Consider the following 16,582-nt stretch of genomic DNA (forward strand, 5'->3'; position numbering starts at 1 on the left):
CTAGCTACAAAGGTGGCCTGGCCCCTCCCTTGGTTGGACTTTCACCAACTAGATAATGCGTGCCTCTGGGCACGCCACAAAGAAAAAGCTGTCCTCAAAGGACAGCTTATAATGACAACAGGTTACACAATAAAATTCTGATTCTCGACGTTGGTCACATTGGTTGAAACCGCTGCTGGCGATTTCGCTGACATACCTTTGATCATACTCTGAATCTTGTCCACAACCTGTGGCGCTGAATCGATGAGTCGCTCCAGAATATGCGTTTGATTATCTAACGGTACAACCTTTACGCCATTCTTACCTACAACTAAGAAAGCGATTGGCGTGATGGAAACCCCACCACCGCTACCACCACCGAAAGGGAGCGCAACTTTGGCATTAAGTGCGTCGCCACGATTGACTCCGCCTTCAATTTCGATTTCGGAGTCTGTTACAAACTCACTACCGCCCGCGGCAAAACCAAATCCGACTTTGGATATCGGCATAATTACACTGCCATCTGGCGTTTCGACCGGGTCACCGACAATTGTGTTTACGTCGACCATCTCTTTTATATTTTCCATGGCGACTTTCATGAGGCCTTGAATCGGGTGTTCGGACATCTTCATATTCCTCCTTAGCGTTTTTCCCACCATTACCATACGTTTCTGGCAACGAAAGCTCAAGCTTTGAGATCTCAAAAGAACTATCATAGTTCAGTTCTAGAATGCCCCTACTAGCATAGGGTTATGTAACACTCACGAAGCTGGTTTGAATCTTGCTTTGGCCTTCAAAACATACTGGATCCAGGTTCGAATGCCACCTTTGATTTTTGCCGCACGATACAACAACCGAATCCCAGCCATTACCGCAACCCACACCCGAATTCGACCAGCAAAACGAAACTCCGTCGCAAATTGCTTTGCATTATATTGCGGTATCACATCAATACGGGGCTTCGCTGTCAGCTTCACATACCGGACTGCAAAGCCAAGCAGCGAAGACTTGATCCCCCACACTGCCCCAGTTGTAATCGCTGTTTCTGGTGCATCGCCAAGACCTACACGTGTGATCCACTTCAACTCCGTACACTCTACTTTAGCTAATGTTTGCTTCATCCAGCCATATAAATTAAGCGTATGTACAAGGACATCTTTGGTTTCCTTGTAGAAGGTGATGACTTTATCTTTGGTTATATGATCTCTCGTCTCATCTTTCAGCTTCGCGTTATGTTGAGTCACTTTTTCCGACTTAATTAATATCCCTTGCGTGAATCCTTTGAATTGAATGATTGGAATAACATAACGGTAACGTACGAGCCCAAACAACCCTCGCATCTCCACGGAAAGCGTATCATTGTCTTTTACCCGGGAGAAATAGAACTCACCACGCATATAGCTGCACAGCACTACGATAAGTGCAATAATGACAACCGAGACGGCCAATCCTACCCACAGCAACATATACGCCTCCTTAGTCAAAATGAAAAAACTCCACGCGCATGATGAATTCTCGCAGGTGAAGTTAGTATGACCTCTATAAGGAAATGAAATGCATGATTGGATACGATCTGATCTAACATTGCCTTACTCGGAATGCTCGTCGCTCACATCATCCAGGGTCAATTGCTTCTGGTCCCCATTCAAACGATCGAATAGCATACGAGTTTCTTCTTCAAGATCAAAACTACCTTGGAAGTTAGCCGAGTCTGGTAATTCTTGAATCGAGTTTAAACCGAAATATTCTAAGAATTGTTTGGATGTGCCGTATAAGATCGGCCTACCTACTGCATCCGCTCGCCCGACCTCGGTAATTAAGTCCTTGCCCGTTAACGTGGCGAGTGCTCGATCACACTTCACGCCGCGGATCTCTTCGATCTCAACACGTGTAATAGGTTGTTTATAAGCAACAATGGATAACGTTTCAAGAGCTGCCTGCGAGAGTGAGGAACGTGATGGCGTATAAGCCAACCTCTCAAAATACGGAGCATGCTCCGCCAATGTAGTGAGCTGGTAAGCACCAGCAACCTCTACAATTTGAACACCGCGACCTTTGCGTTTGAAATCCGTTCGCATATCTTTCAGCAAATCTTTAATCACATAAGCATCAAGTTCCATGACTTCAGCAAGCTGCTTGAGATCTAGTCCTTCGTCGCCAGAGGCGAAGAGAAGACCTTCAATAATCGATTTCATCTGTTGGAAGTTCAGTGTCAAGGTTCGATCCCTCCTCTTTGGCTTGGATGACAATATCTTCAAATAGCTGATTCTGGTAGCAGATAATCTTCTTCATTTTCATCAACTCAAGGATCGCTAGAAAGGTAACGACAATTTCTTCCCTCGTCATCTCATAATCGAATAGTTTGGAAAATAACAGCTTACCACCTTTAATTCTAAGCAAATCAACAACTTCACGAATCCGTTCTTTCACCGAGATTTCGTCTCGTCTGATTCGCGCAACAACATTACGGTTCGCCAATTTGCGGAGCGTACGCTGGAAAGCAATCAGTAAATCTGCCACATCTAACCCTTCCACCGGGTTCTCTTGAAGATCCGGCAGATAAGGAGTTAAATCTTCGGGTTCACGCGTGTAAACGAGACTGCGCTCCACCTCTTTATCACGAAGCATATCAGCAATCGATTTATATTTCCGATATTCAATCAACTTGGCAACGAGCTCAGCGCGCGGGTCTAACGAATCATCCATATCATCAAAATATTCGTCAAATTCAATAACAGGCGGCTTAGGTAAGAGCATTTTGCTTTTGATGGAGAGCAGCGTAGCAGCCATAACGAGAAACTCACTTGTAATATCCAACTCCAGCTCTTGCATCGCTTGTACATACCCAAGGTATTGATCTGTAATTTCTTTGATCGGAATATTGTAAATGTCGAGTTCATTTTTATCAATCAGATGAAGCAATAGATCAAGGGGGCCTTCAAACGCTTCTAATTTGTACGTAACCTTCATGTCGTTCTTCCCCTTGTCATAGTGAATAAAGATGCATGATGACCTGTACGGCATAAGGATATAATCCGCTAAGCGCCCATTGTCCAATCGGGGTCACCATTAAAACGATTACAAGAATGAGTGCTTTGATCTTATGCTTGTCCAGCCAATGCTGTTTCGGAGTTGAGATAAGTCCTCTCCATATGTACCATCCATCAAGCGGATAGAGCGGCAACAAGTGGATAAGTCCAACCATTAAATTAACGATGACACAATATTGCAAATAAACACGCCATTGTTCTACAACGAGCGATTCTGTTCCTCCACCAAGTAGAGCAGGTAAGTAAAAATAAAGCCACCAGAAAAACAAAACGAGCACAAGATTCGTGACGGGGCCAGCTAAATAAACCATGGAAGTTGACAGTTTTTTATGCTTAGCAAAACGTTCTGGATCGACTGGAATGTTCTTCGACCAGCCATAAGGTCCGAAGACGATCATCGCCAACCCCAGGACGTCAAGATGCGCCAAGGGGTTAAGCGAGAACCGTTTGTTGTCACGAGCCGTTCGATCTCCTAGCAGCCAAGCGACTCCAGCATGCGCTGTATCATGCAAGGTGATGGCAATCAGGAAAGCGAACAGCCGCGGCAGCAGTGTTTCTAAATGGTAATAAGCCAGCATTAGGAAGAGAATTGCTTCGTCAAATTCGCCATTTCAATCGCAGTTACGGCAGCTTCCCAGCCTTTGTTGCCCGCTTTCGTTCCTGCACGTTCAACGGCTTGCTCGATGGAATCCGTTGTTAATACACCGAAGATGGTTGGAATTCCGGTTTTCAAGTTAATTGCGGAAACACCTTTGGCCACTTCGCTGCACACATAGTCAAAATGAGGCGTTGATCCACGAATTACCGCACCAAGGGTAATAACTGCATCATACTTGCCGCTTTCGGCCATTTTCTGAGCAATAAGAGGAAGTTCAAACGCGCCAGGAACCCAAGCGATGTCGACTTCACTTTCATCTACACCGTGACGTTTAAGCGCATCTTGTGCACCGCCTAGTAGTTTGGAAGTAATAAACTCGTTGAAACGTCCTACAACAATCCCATATTTTAAATTTTGCGAAATTAAATGTCCTTCATAAATCGTTGCCATGATAATAATCTCTCCTTCTGTTGAACCCTATTTGGTTGATTTGGATGTGTGTGAAACCCATCATGCTATAGATTAAATGCCTTTGCCTACATCGATAAAGGACAACATGTGACCCAACTTCTGCTGCTTGGTTTGCAAATAATTAAGATTATCTTTCTTACTCTCCATTTGGATCGGAACGCGTTCATCTACCTCAATTCCATATCCCTCTAAGCCTTTGATTTTACGCGGATTATTCGTTAGAAGACGAAGTTTGGAAATCCCGAGATCTTTGAGAATCTGAGCACCAATGCCATAATCACGAAGATCTGGAGCAAATCCAAGCTTAATATTCGCTTCTACGGTATCTAATCCCTGCTCTTGCAAGGCATAAGCTTTCAATTTATTAACTAAGCCGATACCGCGACCTTCCTGTCGCATATATAATAATACACCATTGCCCTCTTCATCAATCTGTTTTAGCGCGGCATCGAGCTGTGGACCACAATCACAACGGTGAGAATGGAACACATCACCGGTCAAGCACTCCGAATGGACACGTACTAAGGTAGGTTTGGAAGGGTCAATGATACCTTTAACTAAAGCTACATGTTCTTTGTCATCTAGTTGATTCGTGTACGCAATCGCTTTGAATGTGCCGAAATCGGTTGGCAAATCAACTTCAACCTCGCGTTTCACCAACTTTTCCTGCTGATTGCGATAGTGGATAAGATCTTGAATCGTAATGATGCAGAGCCCATGCTTCGCGGCTAACTCCATCAAATCAGGCACCCTTGCCATAGTACCATCTTCTTTGATAACTTCACAAATCACACCTGCCGGATACGAATCAGCTAGGATAGCTAGATCGATTGCGGCTTCCGTATGACCTGCTCTGCGAAGTACGCCACCTTTTTTGGCGATCAAAGGGAATATGTGACCCGGTCTGCGGAAATCCTGCGGCTTTGTCGACGGATCAATCAAACCTTGAATCGTTCTGGAACGCTCATGTGCTGAAATTCCAGTGCTTGTATCCGTATGATCAACAGAAACCGTGAAGGCTGTACCGTGATAATCTGTGTTGCGCGCCACCATTGGAGGCAGATCTAGTTCTCTTGCTCTGTCTTCGGTAATCGGTGTGCAGACGAGCCCACGCCCTTCTTTAATCATGAAGTTGATCACTTCTGGCGTCGTTTTATCGGCAAGTGCGATAAAATCACCTTCGTTTTCGCGATCTTCATCATCTACAGCAATAATTACTTTTCCTAGTTTCAGATCTGTAAGCGCCTCTTCAATTGTATTGAACCGAATGGATTGTGTCATATATATCTCTCCTAACTTACATAAAGCCATTATCTGCCAAAAAGCTTGCAGTCAGCTTACTTTTCTTCGTCTCTCCGTTTCGGTGAGCAGAAGTTTCAGAAGGACCGAATTTGAGCAGTCGTTCCATATATTTGCCAAGTACATCGCATTCAATGTTGACTGTATCCCCTGCCTTTTTGTCATGAAGGACTGTTTGTGCAAGGGTATGCGGGATAATCGAAACGGAAACATCGTTTTCTGTGACATCTACAACTGTCAAGCTTATACCGTCTATCGTAATGGAACCACCAGGAATGATATAGCGGAAAATATGCGGATTCTCCGGTGCGAATCGGTACACGACTGCATTCTCTTCCGCTATGCGAGAAAGGATTGTAGCCGTAGCATCCACATGACCCTGGACAATATGTCCGCCAAATCGGCCATTCGCAGCCATCGCCCGCTCCAAATTCACTCGCGTGCCCGATTGAAGTTTACGTAGGTTCGTCTTTCGATACGTTTCAGGCATCACATCAACAGAGAAGGAATCACTATCATAGGAGATGACCGTGAGACATACACCATTCACGGCAATACTATCTCCCAAATGGACATCTTCCAGTATTTTTTTGGCGCCAATGGTCAGGACCATGGCTTGCCCTCCACTATGAATGCGGCGCATGTGGCCGATTTCTTCAATAATGCCGGTAAACATGCCACTCCTCCATTCCCTAGCTCTTATAGAGCGGATAACCGGTTATACATACATCCGGTCCGAATTGCTCGACACGCAGCCGGTCGAGCGTAATGGCGTCATCCATCTTCGAATATCCATCGAAGTGGATGTTCATCGGTGCTGCTTGACCCCCGCCGATTATTTTCGGCGCAAACATCAGCACCAGCTTATCAATCAGGCGCCGCTCCAGCATGGCGCCGTTCAAGCGGCCTCCACCCTCGAGGAGGATGGAGCCGATCTCGCGCTCGCCAAGCTGCTGCATGGCGAGCGTCAGGTCCACCTGCGGGCCGTCGCCGCAGGTGAGGATCGTGACGCCGCGCGCTTCCAGCGCGGCACGGCGCTCTGCAGGCGCCTGTGCGCTGGCGAGCAGGATCGTCGGCTGACGATCCTGCTCGGTGAGCACGCGGGCGCCGAGCGGGACTCGCAGCTGCGAGTCCGCGATGATGCGTACCGGCTGCACAGCCGGTACGTCGCCGCGCGTACTCAGCTGCGGGTCGTCGGCGATAACCGTCTGGACACCGACGAGGATGCCTTGATGCTGGTGGCGAAGCGTGTGAACCCACCCTCGCGACTCCGCGGAAGTAATCCACTTGCTGTCGCCGGTTTTGGAAGCGATACGACCGTCAAGCGTGCTCGCAGTCTTCATCGTCACAAAAGGCATACGCGAAACGATGAATTTGTTGAAAATCTCGTTCATCTTCGTGGATTCATCACCTAGCAAGCCTACGCTCACTTCCAAACCTTGTGCACGCAGCTTAGCGATTCCCGTCCCAGACACTACAGGATTCGGATCTGTCGCAGCTACAACAACACGCGTCACACCAGCTTCGATGAGGCGGTCGCAGCAAGGCGGCGTTTTGCCATGATGACTGCAGGGCTCCAAAGTCACATATGCCGTGCTTCCTTTGGCTTCCTCGCCAGCCATACGTAACGCCAACACTTCAGCATGACCCTCTCCACGCTTCAAATGTGCACCCATGCCGACAATGCGGCCATCTTTTACAAGTACACAACCAACTACAGGATTAATTCCCGTTTGTCCGAGCCCACTCTCTGCCATCTGAAGCGCAAGTCTCATATAGGTTTCGTCATTTAACAGCCCCATGGATGATCACCGCCTTCTTATTCCAGTCCTTTGATTCTAATGCAAAAAAGCCCCTTCCGCTTACGGATGGGGGCCAGAGATTGTTTAGATAACACGAATAAGCCTCAGCTTTTACGCTTATCACATTTTTGATCACAACAAACAATACCGACGAAGATTGTCCCTTTGGACAGACCTGCCGAATTTACGTTAATGTGAAAAAATGAACAAGCATGCTAGCGAATTGCATTCGCATTTTCCTTCTCCCATCCAGACTATACTGTCGGTCCCGGAATTACACCAGGTCAACCGTAGCGAAGCTGTTGTCAGGTACCGCTAGCTTCACAACGGGTCACGGACTGATCGCAACCATATACACGTACATGCTCACGAATCACCGCCGGTGTGGAATTTCACCACGCCCCGAAGGTTTTGCATACTATAAAAAGAGATCAATAACTAAACCTTAGTTACTAATTTCTTTATTACACAAAAATTTATCACTCACGCATGAAAATTGCAAGGTCTTTTTTCAATTTTTCTGATAAAACTTGTCGGAATTAATGGATTTGACCTGCAATAGCTGATCTTATAGTCTTTTTTCAGTAAGAATTTGGATATGAATCATGGACACATTGCGCGGAATGAACCTTTAGTCTCGTCTCCTTAGTTTTAGTCCATACCCTTAGCTTATTTTCCAAACTAACCTCATCTTCTATACATATTTCCCATTTTAAGTTTTTTTGAGTGGCTTAGTAATTATTGAAATTGCAATGAGAGTCTCGATATATGTTTTCGATTAATTTAATTTCAGTCATTCAAACCCTCTTCCACCTGTTCAAAAATCCAAAAAAAGCACATTGGTGAATCGGAGTGCCTGTACGAATTTCCGCTAATTTAAATATGGATTTTACCTGTAAAACATACAGTTATTCCTGAAGAATCCCATCGATTATTCCACTTAGATGGAAAATCTACAGCTAATACTCCTTCAAACACACATTATCGTAAATATAGCTACAGAAAATCCATCTATTCACATCACACTAGAACTCCACCCGTCCCTCACACTCCGCCAAAACACAAAAACTGCCCAGACCTAAGTCTGAGCAGTCCCTATGACAGAAATTATACTTCGACAACTTCTACTTTTTCCATTTTGTCTTTGCCTTTGAATGCATCAACAAGCTCCATACCTTTGGATACTTTACCGAACACGGTGTGTCCGCCATCCAAATGTGGCTGTGGTTGGTAAGCAATGTAGAATTGGCTTCCACCTGTGTTACGGCCAGCATGCGCCATGGCAAGGGAACCGCGCTCATGTTTGTTTGGGTTGATTTCACAGTCGATTTGGTAGCCAGGGCCACCAGTTCCTGTTCCAGTTGGGCAACCACCTTGTGCTACGAATCCTGGGATGACGCGGTGAAAAACAAGTCCGTTGTAGAAACCGGAGTTTGCTAGTTTTTCAAAGTTAGCGACAGTGTTCGGTGCATCTTTCTCAAAAAGATCGATGACAACCTCTCCGCCACCTGCTAGTTGAATTTTTGCTTGTTTTGCCATTATGTGGTTCACTCCTTTAGGAAATAATATCTTATTCTACTATGAATGGCTGCATTACACAAACAACAGGAGCTACCCTTCGCAATAAAGGGCCTCCTGTCGATCTTGGATACCTATTTAGACTGTCTTGCTTACTTGTTTCATTCTCGCTGGAATTACGTCATTTCCAACAATTTGGTCAAAAGATTCACGTTTCACGACGAGGTCGCTCTCGCCGTCTTTAACGAAAACAACACCCGGTCTGCGGATACGGTTATAATTGCTAGCCATCGAGTAGTTGTAAGCTCCTGTACTTGACACAGCCAGAATATCACCTGCAGCTACCTTCGGCAGGTTCACATCCCAGATCAACATATCACCGCTCTCGCAGCATTTGCCAGCAATGGAGACAACCTCAGCAGGTTGCTCAGCCGCGCGATTGGCAAGCCCCGCTTCGTATACAGCATCGTAGAGTGCAGGACGCGGATTGTCAGTCATTCCGCCATCCACAGCCACATACTTGCGCACACCGGGAATATCCTTCGCTGTTCCGACCGTATAAAGCGTAGTTCCTGCATCGCCAACGATGCTGCGGCCTGGTTCAACCCAAATTTCTGGAAGCGGGTAACCGTTGCTTCCGAAGTTAGCTTTGATCGCGTCCGTAATAGCTTTCACATAGACAGCAACAGGAAGTGGCGTATCTTCACTCACATAACGAATGCCGAAACCACCGCCAAGATTAATTACTTTGAATGTAACATCTAATTCAGTCCGAACATGAATGGCAAATTCAGCCATTTTCTCCGCCGCAATTCGGAACCCTTCAACTTCGAAAATTTGTGAACCAATATGCGAATGTATACCGAGAAGATCAAGATTGGAAAGCTGCGAAGCTTCCTGAATCGCTTGGAAAGCTGATCCATTCCCGAGATCGAACCCGAATTTGGAATCGGTTTGGCCCGTTGAAATATATTCATGCGTATGCGCCTCAACACCTGGCGTAATCCGCAGTAAAATTTTCACTTTTTGGCGTTTCTCAGCCGCAATCGCATTCAACATTTGCAACTCGATAAAGTTATCCACAACGAAGCATCCAATTTTGGCATCAATGGCCATTTCCATTTCAGAAACGGTTTTGTTATTTCCGTGGAAGTGAATACGCTCAGCCGGGAAGCCCGCTTGCAGCGCTGTATACAACTCGCCATCCGAAACAACATCCAAAGACATTCCTTCTTCTTCTACGATTCTGCACATTGCCATTACGCAAAATGCTTTGCTTGCATAAGCTACTTGAAATTTCAGCCCAGAAGCTTTGAAAGCTTCAACGAATTCACGACAACGCTGGCGTACGAGTGTCTCGTCAAAAACATAGAGAGGCGTACCGTATTCGGCAACTAACTTTGTCGTATCGACACCGCCAATTTCGAGATGGCCTTGGTCATTTATTCTGCTGGTACCATGTAAATACATACCTATATTTTCCCCTCTCTACTTGAACCTTCCCTATGCCAAATTCCGCTAAAGAGGTCGCATACATACTAATAAAAGTACCATAGTGCACGCGTATTTGACAATACATGCGCCTAGAACAAACAAAAAAGGGCAGGAACGATTCCAGCCCTTCTCACTCTAGGTTTTCGGTTGACGGGTACCATCAATCGGCTTGGTAATACTAAGCCTAGTTTTACTTGCAAGCACTGGACGACGGAGTAATATAGCGAAGAAGCTCTTGGCATTAAATGGGATAAATGGCCACATGTAGGGGGCATCATAGGATTTCTTTGAAGCCAATATGATGAGCCACAACGTTGAACCAATGACGAATCCAGGAACACCAAAAATAGACACCGTAATTAGTAACGCTAACCTCACGATGCGATTCGCCAATCCTAATTCATAGCTTGGTGTGGCGAACATTCCGATGGACGCCAGCGCAAGGTAAAGGATGACTTCGTTAATGAAGAGACCTGTCTTAACGGCAATATCCCCGACCAATATCGCGGCCACCAACCCCATGGCAGTTGCAAGCGGTGAAGGGGTGTGTACCGCAGCCATCCGCATGAGATCGATTCCTATATCTGCAATCAGGAACTGAATGAGGAGCGGTAACGTTCCTTCCTTTTGAGGACCAAGGAATTCAAGACCTTCCGGTTTTAAGGAAGGCTCCATCACCATGAGATACCAGAGGGGCAGCAAGAAAATCGACATCATAATACCTGCGAAACGCACCCACCTCAGATAAGTTCCGATAAAAGGTGTATTCCGATATTCCTCGGCATGCTGTACATGATGGAAAAAGGTTGTCGGCAAGATCATGACACTTGGGGAGGTATCCACAAACACACAGACATGCCCTTCTAGCAAGTGTGCAGAGACCACGTCTGGACGCTCTGAATAGCGCACCATTGGATATGGATTCCAACCCTTATTTACAATCATTTCCTCTAACTGTTTCTCACCTAAAGGTAGACCATCTATCTCTACTTGTTTCATTTTATCTTTCACGTCTTGAACAAGTGACGCATCGGCGATATCGTTAATATATCCAATACATACATCTGTCTTCGTACGCTTACCAATTTGCATAATTTCTAGTTTAAACCGCTCATCACGAATACGGCGTCTAACAAGGGTAACATTCGTTAACAGCGTTTCTACGAAACCATCGCGCGAACCTCTGACGACTCGCTCTAGATCTGGTTCTGCAATTGATCGGATAGGAAAGGTTTTGGCATCTACCGCGATAGCTGTCGTAACGCCCTCGATAAAGAAGGCAGTCCCGCCCATTAACACTTGTCCAACAATCTCAGACATTTTCGTATAATGCTTTACTTGAATATGTGGAATTAGCTTCTCAATAAACGTCTCCAACGTATGGTGAGCTACTTCTTCACGGTCTGCATAGGTCAATCGTGTAATGATATCCGTGAGTACGGTATCTTTCGCGAAACCATTACAGTAGAAGATGCCTACCCTTTTGGCACCAAACACCATCTCGCGCATCACAAGATCAAAACTCCGATTCAATCCAACCCTTTCTTCCAAAACACGCTGTACTTCTCGCAGGTTTTTCGGAATATCCTCTTGGATCTTGAGCGCCTTCTCTTGGGCTGTCATATTGGTTATGGGATTATAAGCAGATAGATTCCCTTCCTCATCGACAGCAAGCCTTTCTTCTTGTTTAGGATCGGTTTTTCCTTGATTCTCATCTTCATGCAATTCTTGCAGGTTTTCCTCTTCTTCACCCTGTTGACCATTTCTTACTATAAATTTCATTGGTGCGCCACCTTCCTCCGCCCTTTAATAAAATATCCATTCAAACAAGGAGCCGATAACTTTCCCGAAAATCATGGCCATTAAGAGGACAATTCGATAGGAATCCATGCCTACCCTTTTGGCCAAAATGGGCAGCACATTGACGATCTCGGTCAGCGCTGCAGCGAGTAAACCAACAAAGCAACCCGCAAATAAGCCGAATAGTGCCGCGCCCATCGGGAATAAATGCAAATGTAAATCACTGAAATCAACCCAAGTAAACAGGAGTGAACCTAGGACAACAGCTGCTTCATAGGCGTGGATTTTGGAAAATGAACGTGTGATTTGAGCTAACCTAGGAATGATATCCAGAACGACTAGAAAGGCCACCATACCACTGCCGACTGCAATACCCCCAGCTAATCCGATGAACGCGGCTAGGAAGGCTTCCCCGAACAGCGTAATCACTTCGCGTCCCCTTCTTCATTGATTTTGGAGTATTCTTCTGTAATCACATAATGATTAATATTTTCTTGATACATGAACATCTCAACTTCTAATGGACTCGGTTCTTCATTGAATTTCTTTTTAAAGAGATGGTTGAAGAAAAGGACCATGCCTGCTCCGATGCCAATTGAATAAGGAATTTGCAATATGAGTGGATGATCCACCTTTTTACCTGTCATCAATTCATAAATACGCTGATGGACGGCTAGCATCGACACGTCTGCGTGGAAATTCATAATCGCCAGCCCTGAGCCAATAAATAAAAGTAACCAAACGATCCCGATGAGAAGCGGATTAGCCTTCTTATTATCGGTGTATATCTCCAACAGCACATGTGGTTCACCAAAATGTTCAACTTGCAGTTCGGGAAAATGCTTCTTTACTTTACGAATGATTAACAGCATATCGATGAGCACGCGATTCCCATCCTCTTGTTGAGGTTGATGAATAATCATTTCGTTCAGTGCTTGTTCATATTCAGGCTCGACAAATAGCTGTGCAATATGGTGCAGTCTCACGATCTGACCTTTGCGAACGCGCGCTTTGCGGCGCAGACGTATGTATAGATATTTATTCACGATATGGACCATGGTTCACCCCTTTCAGAGCTTAACAATGTCAATTCTGCCTGCAGTCATCCATGTCTAGAAAATAGTATGCAAATTCCTTCCTTTGTGTAATCCATTCACGATCTGGTAAATTCTCCATGCATAAAGTCGGTTATGCCAAGGCATGTTAAATAGGGAATACGAATACTTATTCCATATAAAGAAGGTGATAACATGGCAAAATTCGCGTTGACACTCGTCATCATTGGTGCGCTGAATTGGCTTCTAGTTGGGCTTTTCGAATGGGATTTAGTTTCTGCTCTGCTTGGGGGAGATTCACACCGTGAATCCTCAGGGTTAAGTCGTATCGTATACGCCCTCGTAGGTTTGTGCGGGATATATTGCGTAAGATTTTATGCGGTAGACCGTTATTCCACAAGGTAAAAAGAGTTCGGTGTTACCGTACAAGCCGCTTATCACCCTGATATCAATCATCATGGAAAATTAGCGGTTATGTGTATGTACACTGAAAAACCGTCCTCCCCTAGGGAGCACGGTTTATTCATCGTATATCGGACATTATTGTGCAATCTGATCTTTGATCGATTGCAGAATCTTTTTCTCCAAACGTGATACCTGCACTTGCGATATGCCTAGTCGACTAGCAACTTCCGACTGCGTTTGATCTCGGAAATAGCGGAGATACACAATCAGCCTTTCACGCTCTGAAAGCGTCCCAATGGCCTCATTCAACGCTAATTTCTCGAACCATTTCTCTCCGGATTCATCCGAAATTTGGTCCATGAGCGTAATCGGGTCTCCATCATTCTCAAATACCGTCTCATGAATCGACGAGAGTGGTTTATTCGCCTCTTGTGCGAACACGACCTCCTCCGGCGTAATCATAAGCTCCTCGGCAACCTCTTTGATCGTAGGGAGCCTTCCCAAGCGTTTCGAAAGCTCATCCTTCGTTTTGCGAATTTTGTTCGCAAGCTCCTTCAGAGAGCGACTTACCTTCAATGTGCCATCATCCCGCAGAAACCGCTGGATTTCCCCGATAATCATCGGTACGGCGTAGGTTGAGAATTTGACATCATACGATAGATCGAATTTGTCCACGGACTTCAGTAGTCCAATGCACCCGATCTGGAACAAGTCTTCGGCTTCGTAACCACGGTTCAAAAACCGCTGAACCACGGACCACACCAAACGGATATTGCAGCTGACAAGTGTTTCTCTAGCGAGTCCATCTCCGGATTGGCTGAGGGCGATTAACCGTTTGACTTCCGAATCGTCTAAATAACTATGAGAAGCATGCTTCAGATCAACATCCATAGATCCTACCCCTAATTGTATAAAGCTTTTTTAGATTCAATTCGCTTCAACATGTTTATTTTCGTTCCGATTCCGACGGCCGTCACAACTTCCACTTCGTCCATGAAATTTTCCATAATTGTAAAGCCCATCCCAGAACGTTCAAGCTCAGGTTTGGACGTGTACAAGGGTTCCTTCGCTTGCTCTAAATCAGCAATGCCTTCACCCTTGTCCTCAATGGTTAAACGAATCGTGTCATCATCAATTTCAGCTGAAATGGTAATGACACCATCCGTATTATTGTTATAGCCATGTATAATCGAATTCGTTACGGCTTCTGAAACAACCGTTTTGATATCCGTCAATTCATCTAAAGTTGGATCTAACTGCGAAACGAATGCCGCTACTGCAACACGTGCAAATGCTTCATTCTCAGATCGGCTGGCAAATTGCAAGGTCATAAAGTTACGTTCACTCATAAGGCAACCTCCAAACTGGACATTGCATTACGCTCGTTATCTTGAATCGTCACGATTTTAAACATGCCTGAAAGCTCGAACAATCGATAAACAGCCGGTGACACGTCACAGACAACCATTTTGCCGCCTTTGCTCGTGATTTGCTTGTAACGACCTAGAATAACGCCAAGCCCAGAGCTATCCATGAAGGAGAGATCTTTCAAACTTAGAATTAAGTGATGCGTCTGCTCTTTCGCAATCGCATCCTCCATCCTCGCCTTCACACTATCTGCCGCATGATGATCCAGCTCGCCTTTCAATCTAACAATCAGCGCTCTTCTGCCTTGCTCAAACTCAATTTGCAGGCCCAATATGTTCACTCCCTTCGGTCATGAACAGTAGTTTCTACACCTGAGCTGGCAATTCCTGCCCCCCGACAAAACTAGAAGAAAACCGCTAAAAGTAGGCAAATTACTCGATTACATCATCTTCGATTCGCCGTTTTCTGCATTAATCCGTGGTAAACAATTGCGATGTCGTTCGTTTGAACAGTTTCCACCACGAAGCTTTGTCAACAGCTTGCGGAGACGTTAAAGGGTACTCGGCTAAGACATTATCCCCATTGTAGACCATGATTTTACCAATCGGTTGACCTTCTGCTACCGGTGCTCTCAGGCTTGGGTCAAGTTGCAATTGGTGTCGGATATTTGCCGTGTCCGTCCCTTTTTTCATCAGAATGCTATAATTTTGCTTTGCTACTAACGGCACCGTGGATACTTGCCCTTTATTAATTGCAAAGCTTCCCAAGCTATCCCCTGTTTTGAACAACGGATAATTCGTATATTGCGCGAAAGCATAATCAAACAACTTCGTCACTTCCGCATTCCGCGTTTTGGTATTAGGCTCGCCTAGTACTACCGCGACAACACGTAAATTATCTCTTTTCGCTGTGGCTGACAAACAGAACTTGGCTTCACTGGTGTAGCCTGTTTTCAATCCATCGGCTCCGCTATAGAAACGTACTAATTTATTCGTATTTACAAGCCAGAACGGCTTAGGTGAGTCTTTGCGCAAATAATCTTGATAGGCACCTGTAAAATTCGTAATCCCTTCATGCTTCAGAAGCTCGCGTGACATAATCGCAATATCATTCGCTGTTGTGTAGTGATTAGCCACAGGTAGTCCATTACAGTTAGAGAAGTGGGTATTCTTCATCCCGAGTTGATGGGCTCGCTCATTCATCATGGCTACAAAATTCTCTTCCGAACCAGCAATTTTCTCAGCCATAGCGACAGAAGCATCATTTCCGGAAGCCATTGCAATGCCCTTTAGCATTTCTTGAACCGACATTTGTTCGCCCGGCTCTAAGAAGATTTGTGAGCCCCCCATGGAAGCCGCATATTCACTGACGCTGACTTTTTCATCCATTTTGAGGGTACCTTTGTCAACCGCTTCCATAATCAATAACATCGTCATGATTTTCGTAATACTTGCTGGCGGAAGTTTGGCATCCTTATTCTTCTCCGCAATCACCGTGCCAGTATCCGCATCCATGAGAACAGCAGACAGCGCATTCGGTGTCAGATCCACTGGTTCTACTTTCGTTTCTGCCGCATAAGCCGCTGGCAGAACCAGCATTATACTTAGCCCCAAACAAATAAAACTGATTAGCCCTTTTTTTCGCATAGCAATTGTACCCCTCCTGTGATGTATGAAGTGAAAGTTTTGGCATTTTGCAGCATGAATGACTGCTAATCAGTGTTGACGAATTTCCTGTAAATTA

Annotated in this window: 19 protein-coding genes and 1 riboswitch; of the genes, 1 reads left to right on the top strand and 18 read right to left on the bottom strand. The window is 45.4% G+C overall.

The features are described 5' to 3' along the window. Positions 1-122: 122 nt before the first annotated feature. The 14 genes from ytfJ to A8708_RS02550 all read right to left on the bottom strand — a co-directional run bounded on the left by ytfJ (position 123) and on the right by A8708_RS02550 (position 13,069). On the bottom strand, positions 123-605 hold the full coding sequence (gene ytfJ / locus A8708_RS02485; RefSeq protein ID WP_068661939.1) for a GerW family sporulation protein: 483 nt from the start codon (positions 603-605) through the stop codon (positions 123-125). 135 nt (positions 606-740) lie between these two features. Beyond that, the gene (locus A8708_RS02490) at positions 741-1,445 is read right to left on the bottom strand and encodes a DUF2953 domain-containing protein (RefSeq protein ID WP_068661940.1); all 705 of its coding nucleotides are present in this window, start codon (positions 1,443-1,445) and stop codon (positions 741-743) included. A 123-nt stretch (positions 1,446-1,568) separates the two neighbouring features. After that, positions 1,569-2,189: an SMC-Scp complex subunit ScpB gene (scpB, locus tag A8708_RS02495; RefSeq protein ID WP_068662011.1), complete on the bottom strand. Its 621-nt coding sequence runs from the start codon at positions 2,187-2,189 to the stop codon at positions 1,569-1,571. Then, a complete protein-coding gene (locus A8708_RS02500; protein ID WP_068661941.1) occupies positions 2,158-2,949 on the bottom strand; it encodes a segregation and condensation protein A in 792 nt (263 codons plus the stop codon). Before A8708_RS02500 ends, scpB begins: the two co-directional genes overlap by 32 nt. Before the next feature lie 16 nt (positions 2,950-2,965). After that, on the bottom strand, positions 2,966-3,607 hold the full coding sequence (locus A8708_RS02505; RefSeq protein WP_068661942.1) for a site-2 protease family protein: 642 nt from the start codon (positions 3,605-3,607) through the stop codon (positions 2,966-2,968). Further along, positions 3,607-4,077, bottom strand: a complete 471-nt coding sequence (gene ribH, locus A8708_RS02510; RefSeq protein WP_056614532.1) for a 6,7-dimethyl-8-ribityllumazine synthase — start codon at positions 4,075-4,077, stop codon at positions 3,607-3,609. The genes A8708_RS02505 and ribH overlap by 1 nt, the downstream gene beginning before the upstream one ends. Before the next feature lie 72 nt (positions 4,078-4,149). Beyond that, positions 4,150-5,379 (bottom strand): bifunctional 3,4-dihydroxy-2-butanone-4-phosphate synthase/GTP cyclohydrolase II, encoded by a 1,230-nt coding sequence (locus tag A8708_RS02515; protein ID WP_068661943.1) that lies wholly within the window; start codon positions 5,377-5,379, stop codon positions 4,150-4,152. 16 nt (positions 5,380-5,395) lie between these two features. Further along, the gene (gene ribE / locus A8708_RS02520; protein ID WP_068661944.1) at positions 5,396-6,073 is read right to left on the bottom strand and encodes a riboflavin synthase; all 678 of its coding nucleotides are present in this window, start codon (positions 6,071-6,073) and stop codon (positions 5,396-5,398) included. Between the two features lie 16 nt (positions 6,074-6,089). Next, entirely contained in the window at positions 6,090-7,199 is a 1,110-nt protein-coding gene (gene ribD / locus A8708_RS02525; RefSeq protein ID WP_068661945.1) for a bifunctional diaminohydroxyphosphoribosylaminopyrimidine deaminase/5-amino-6-(5-phosphoribosylamino)uracil reductase RibD, read from the bottom strand. Between the two features lie 233 nt (positions 7,200-7,432). Then, positions 7,433-7,613, bottom strand: a riboswitch (FMN riboswitch). A 693-nt stretch (positions 7,614-8,306) separates the two neighbouring features. Further along, on the bottom strand, positions 8,307-8,738 hold the full coding sequence (locus A8708_RS02530) for a peptidylprolyl isomerase (RefSeq protein ID WP_068661946.1): 432 nt from the start codon (positions 8,736-8,738) through the stop codon (positions 8,307-8,309). 117 nt (positions 8,739-8,855) lie between these two features. After that, positions 8,856-10,187, bottom strand: a complete 1,332-nt coding sequence (gene lysA, locus A8708_RS02535; RefSeq protein ID WP_068661947.1) for a diaminopimelate decarboxylase — start codon at positions 10,185-10,187, stop codon at positions 8,856-8,858. A 159-nt stretch (positions 10,188-10,346) separates the two neighbouring features. After that, the gene (locus tag A8708_RS02540; protein WP_068661948.1) at positions 10,347-11,993 is read right to left on the bottom strand and encodes a spore germination protein; all 1,647 of its coding nucleotides are present in this window, start codon (positions 11,991-11,993) and stop codon (positions 10,347-10,349) included. A gap of 24 nt (positions 11,994-12,017) precedes the next feature. Next, positions 12,018-12,440, bottom strand: coding sequence for a stage V sporulation protein AB (locus tag A8708_RS02545; RefSeq protein ID WP_068661949.1), 423 nt, complete (start codon positions 12,438-12,440; stop codon positions 12,018-12,020). After that, positions 12,437-13,069: a stage V sporulation protein AA gene (locus A8708_RS02550; protein WP_068661950.1), complete on the bottom strand. Its 633-nt coding sequence runs from the start codon at positions 13,067-13,069 to the stop codon at positions 12,437-12,439. Before A8708_RS02550 ends, A8708_RS02545 begins: the two co-directional genes overlap by 4 nt. 192 nt (positions 13,070-13,261) lie before the next feature. Here A8708_RS02550 and A8708_RS02555 point away from each other — a divergent pair, with 192 nt between their 5' ends. Next, entirely contained in the window at positions 13,262-13,471 is a 210-nt protein-coding gene (locus tag A8708_RS02555; protein ID WP_068661951.1) for a DUF378 domain-containing protein, read from the top strand. Positions 13,472-13,606: 135 nt separating this feature from the next. Here A8708_RS02555 and sigF read toward each other — a convergent pair whose 3' ends face one another. The 4 genes from sigF to A8708_RS02575 all read right to left on the bottom strand — a co-directional run bounded on the left by sigF (position 13,607) and on the right by A8708_RS02575 (position 16,485). Then, positions 13,607-14,362: an RNA polymerase sporulation sigma factor SigF gene (gene sigF / locus A8708_RS02560; RefSeq protein ID WP_028554229.1), complete on the bottom strand. Its 756-nt coding sequence runs from the start codon at positions 14,360-14,362 to the stop codon at positions 13,607-13,609. An 11-nt stretch (positions 14,363-14,373) separates the two neighbouring features. Further along, complete coding sequence (gene spoIIAB, locus A8708_RS02565) at positions 14,374-14,820, bottom strand: anti-sigma F factor (protein WP_068661952.1); 447 nt, start codon at positions 14,818-14,820, stop codon at positions 14,374-14,376. Further along, the gene (spoIIAA, locus tag A8708_RS02570; protein ID WP_068661953.1) at positions 14,817-15,170 is read right to left on the bottom strand and encodes an anti-sigma F factor antagonist; all 354 of its coding nucleotides are present in this window, start codon (positions 15,168-15,170) and stop codon (positions 14,817-14,819) included. Before spoIIAA ends, spoIIAB begins: the two co-directional genes overlap by 4 nt. A gap of 139 nt (positions 15,171-15,309) precedes the next feature. Continuing rightward, on the bottom strand, positions 15,310-16,485 hold the full coding sequence (locus tag A8708_RS02575) for a D-alanyl-D-alanine carboxypeptidase family protein (RefSeq protein ID WP_068661954.1): 1,176 nt from the start codon (positions 16,483-16,485) through the stop codon (positions 15,310-15,312). Positions 16,486-16,582 lie beyond the last annotated feature (97 nt).

It is taken from the genome of Paenibacillus oryzisoli (genome assembly GCF_001653565.1).
Classification (GTDB): domain Bacteria; phylum Bacillota; class Bacilli; order Paenibacillales; family NBRC-103111; genus Paenibacillus_E; species Paenibacillus_E oryzisoli.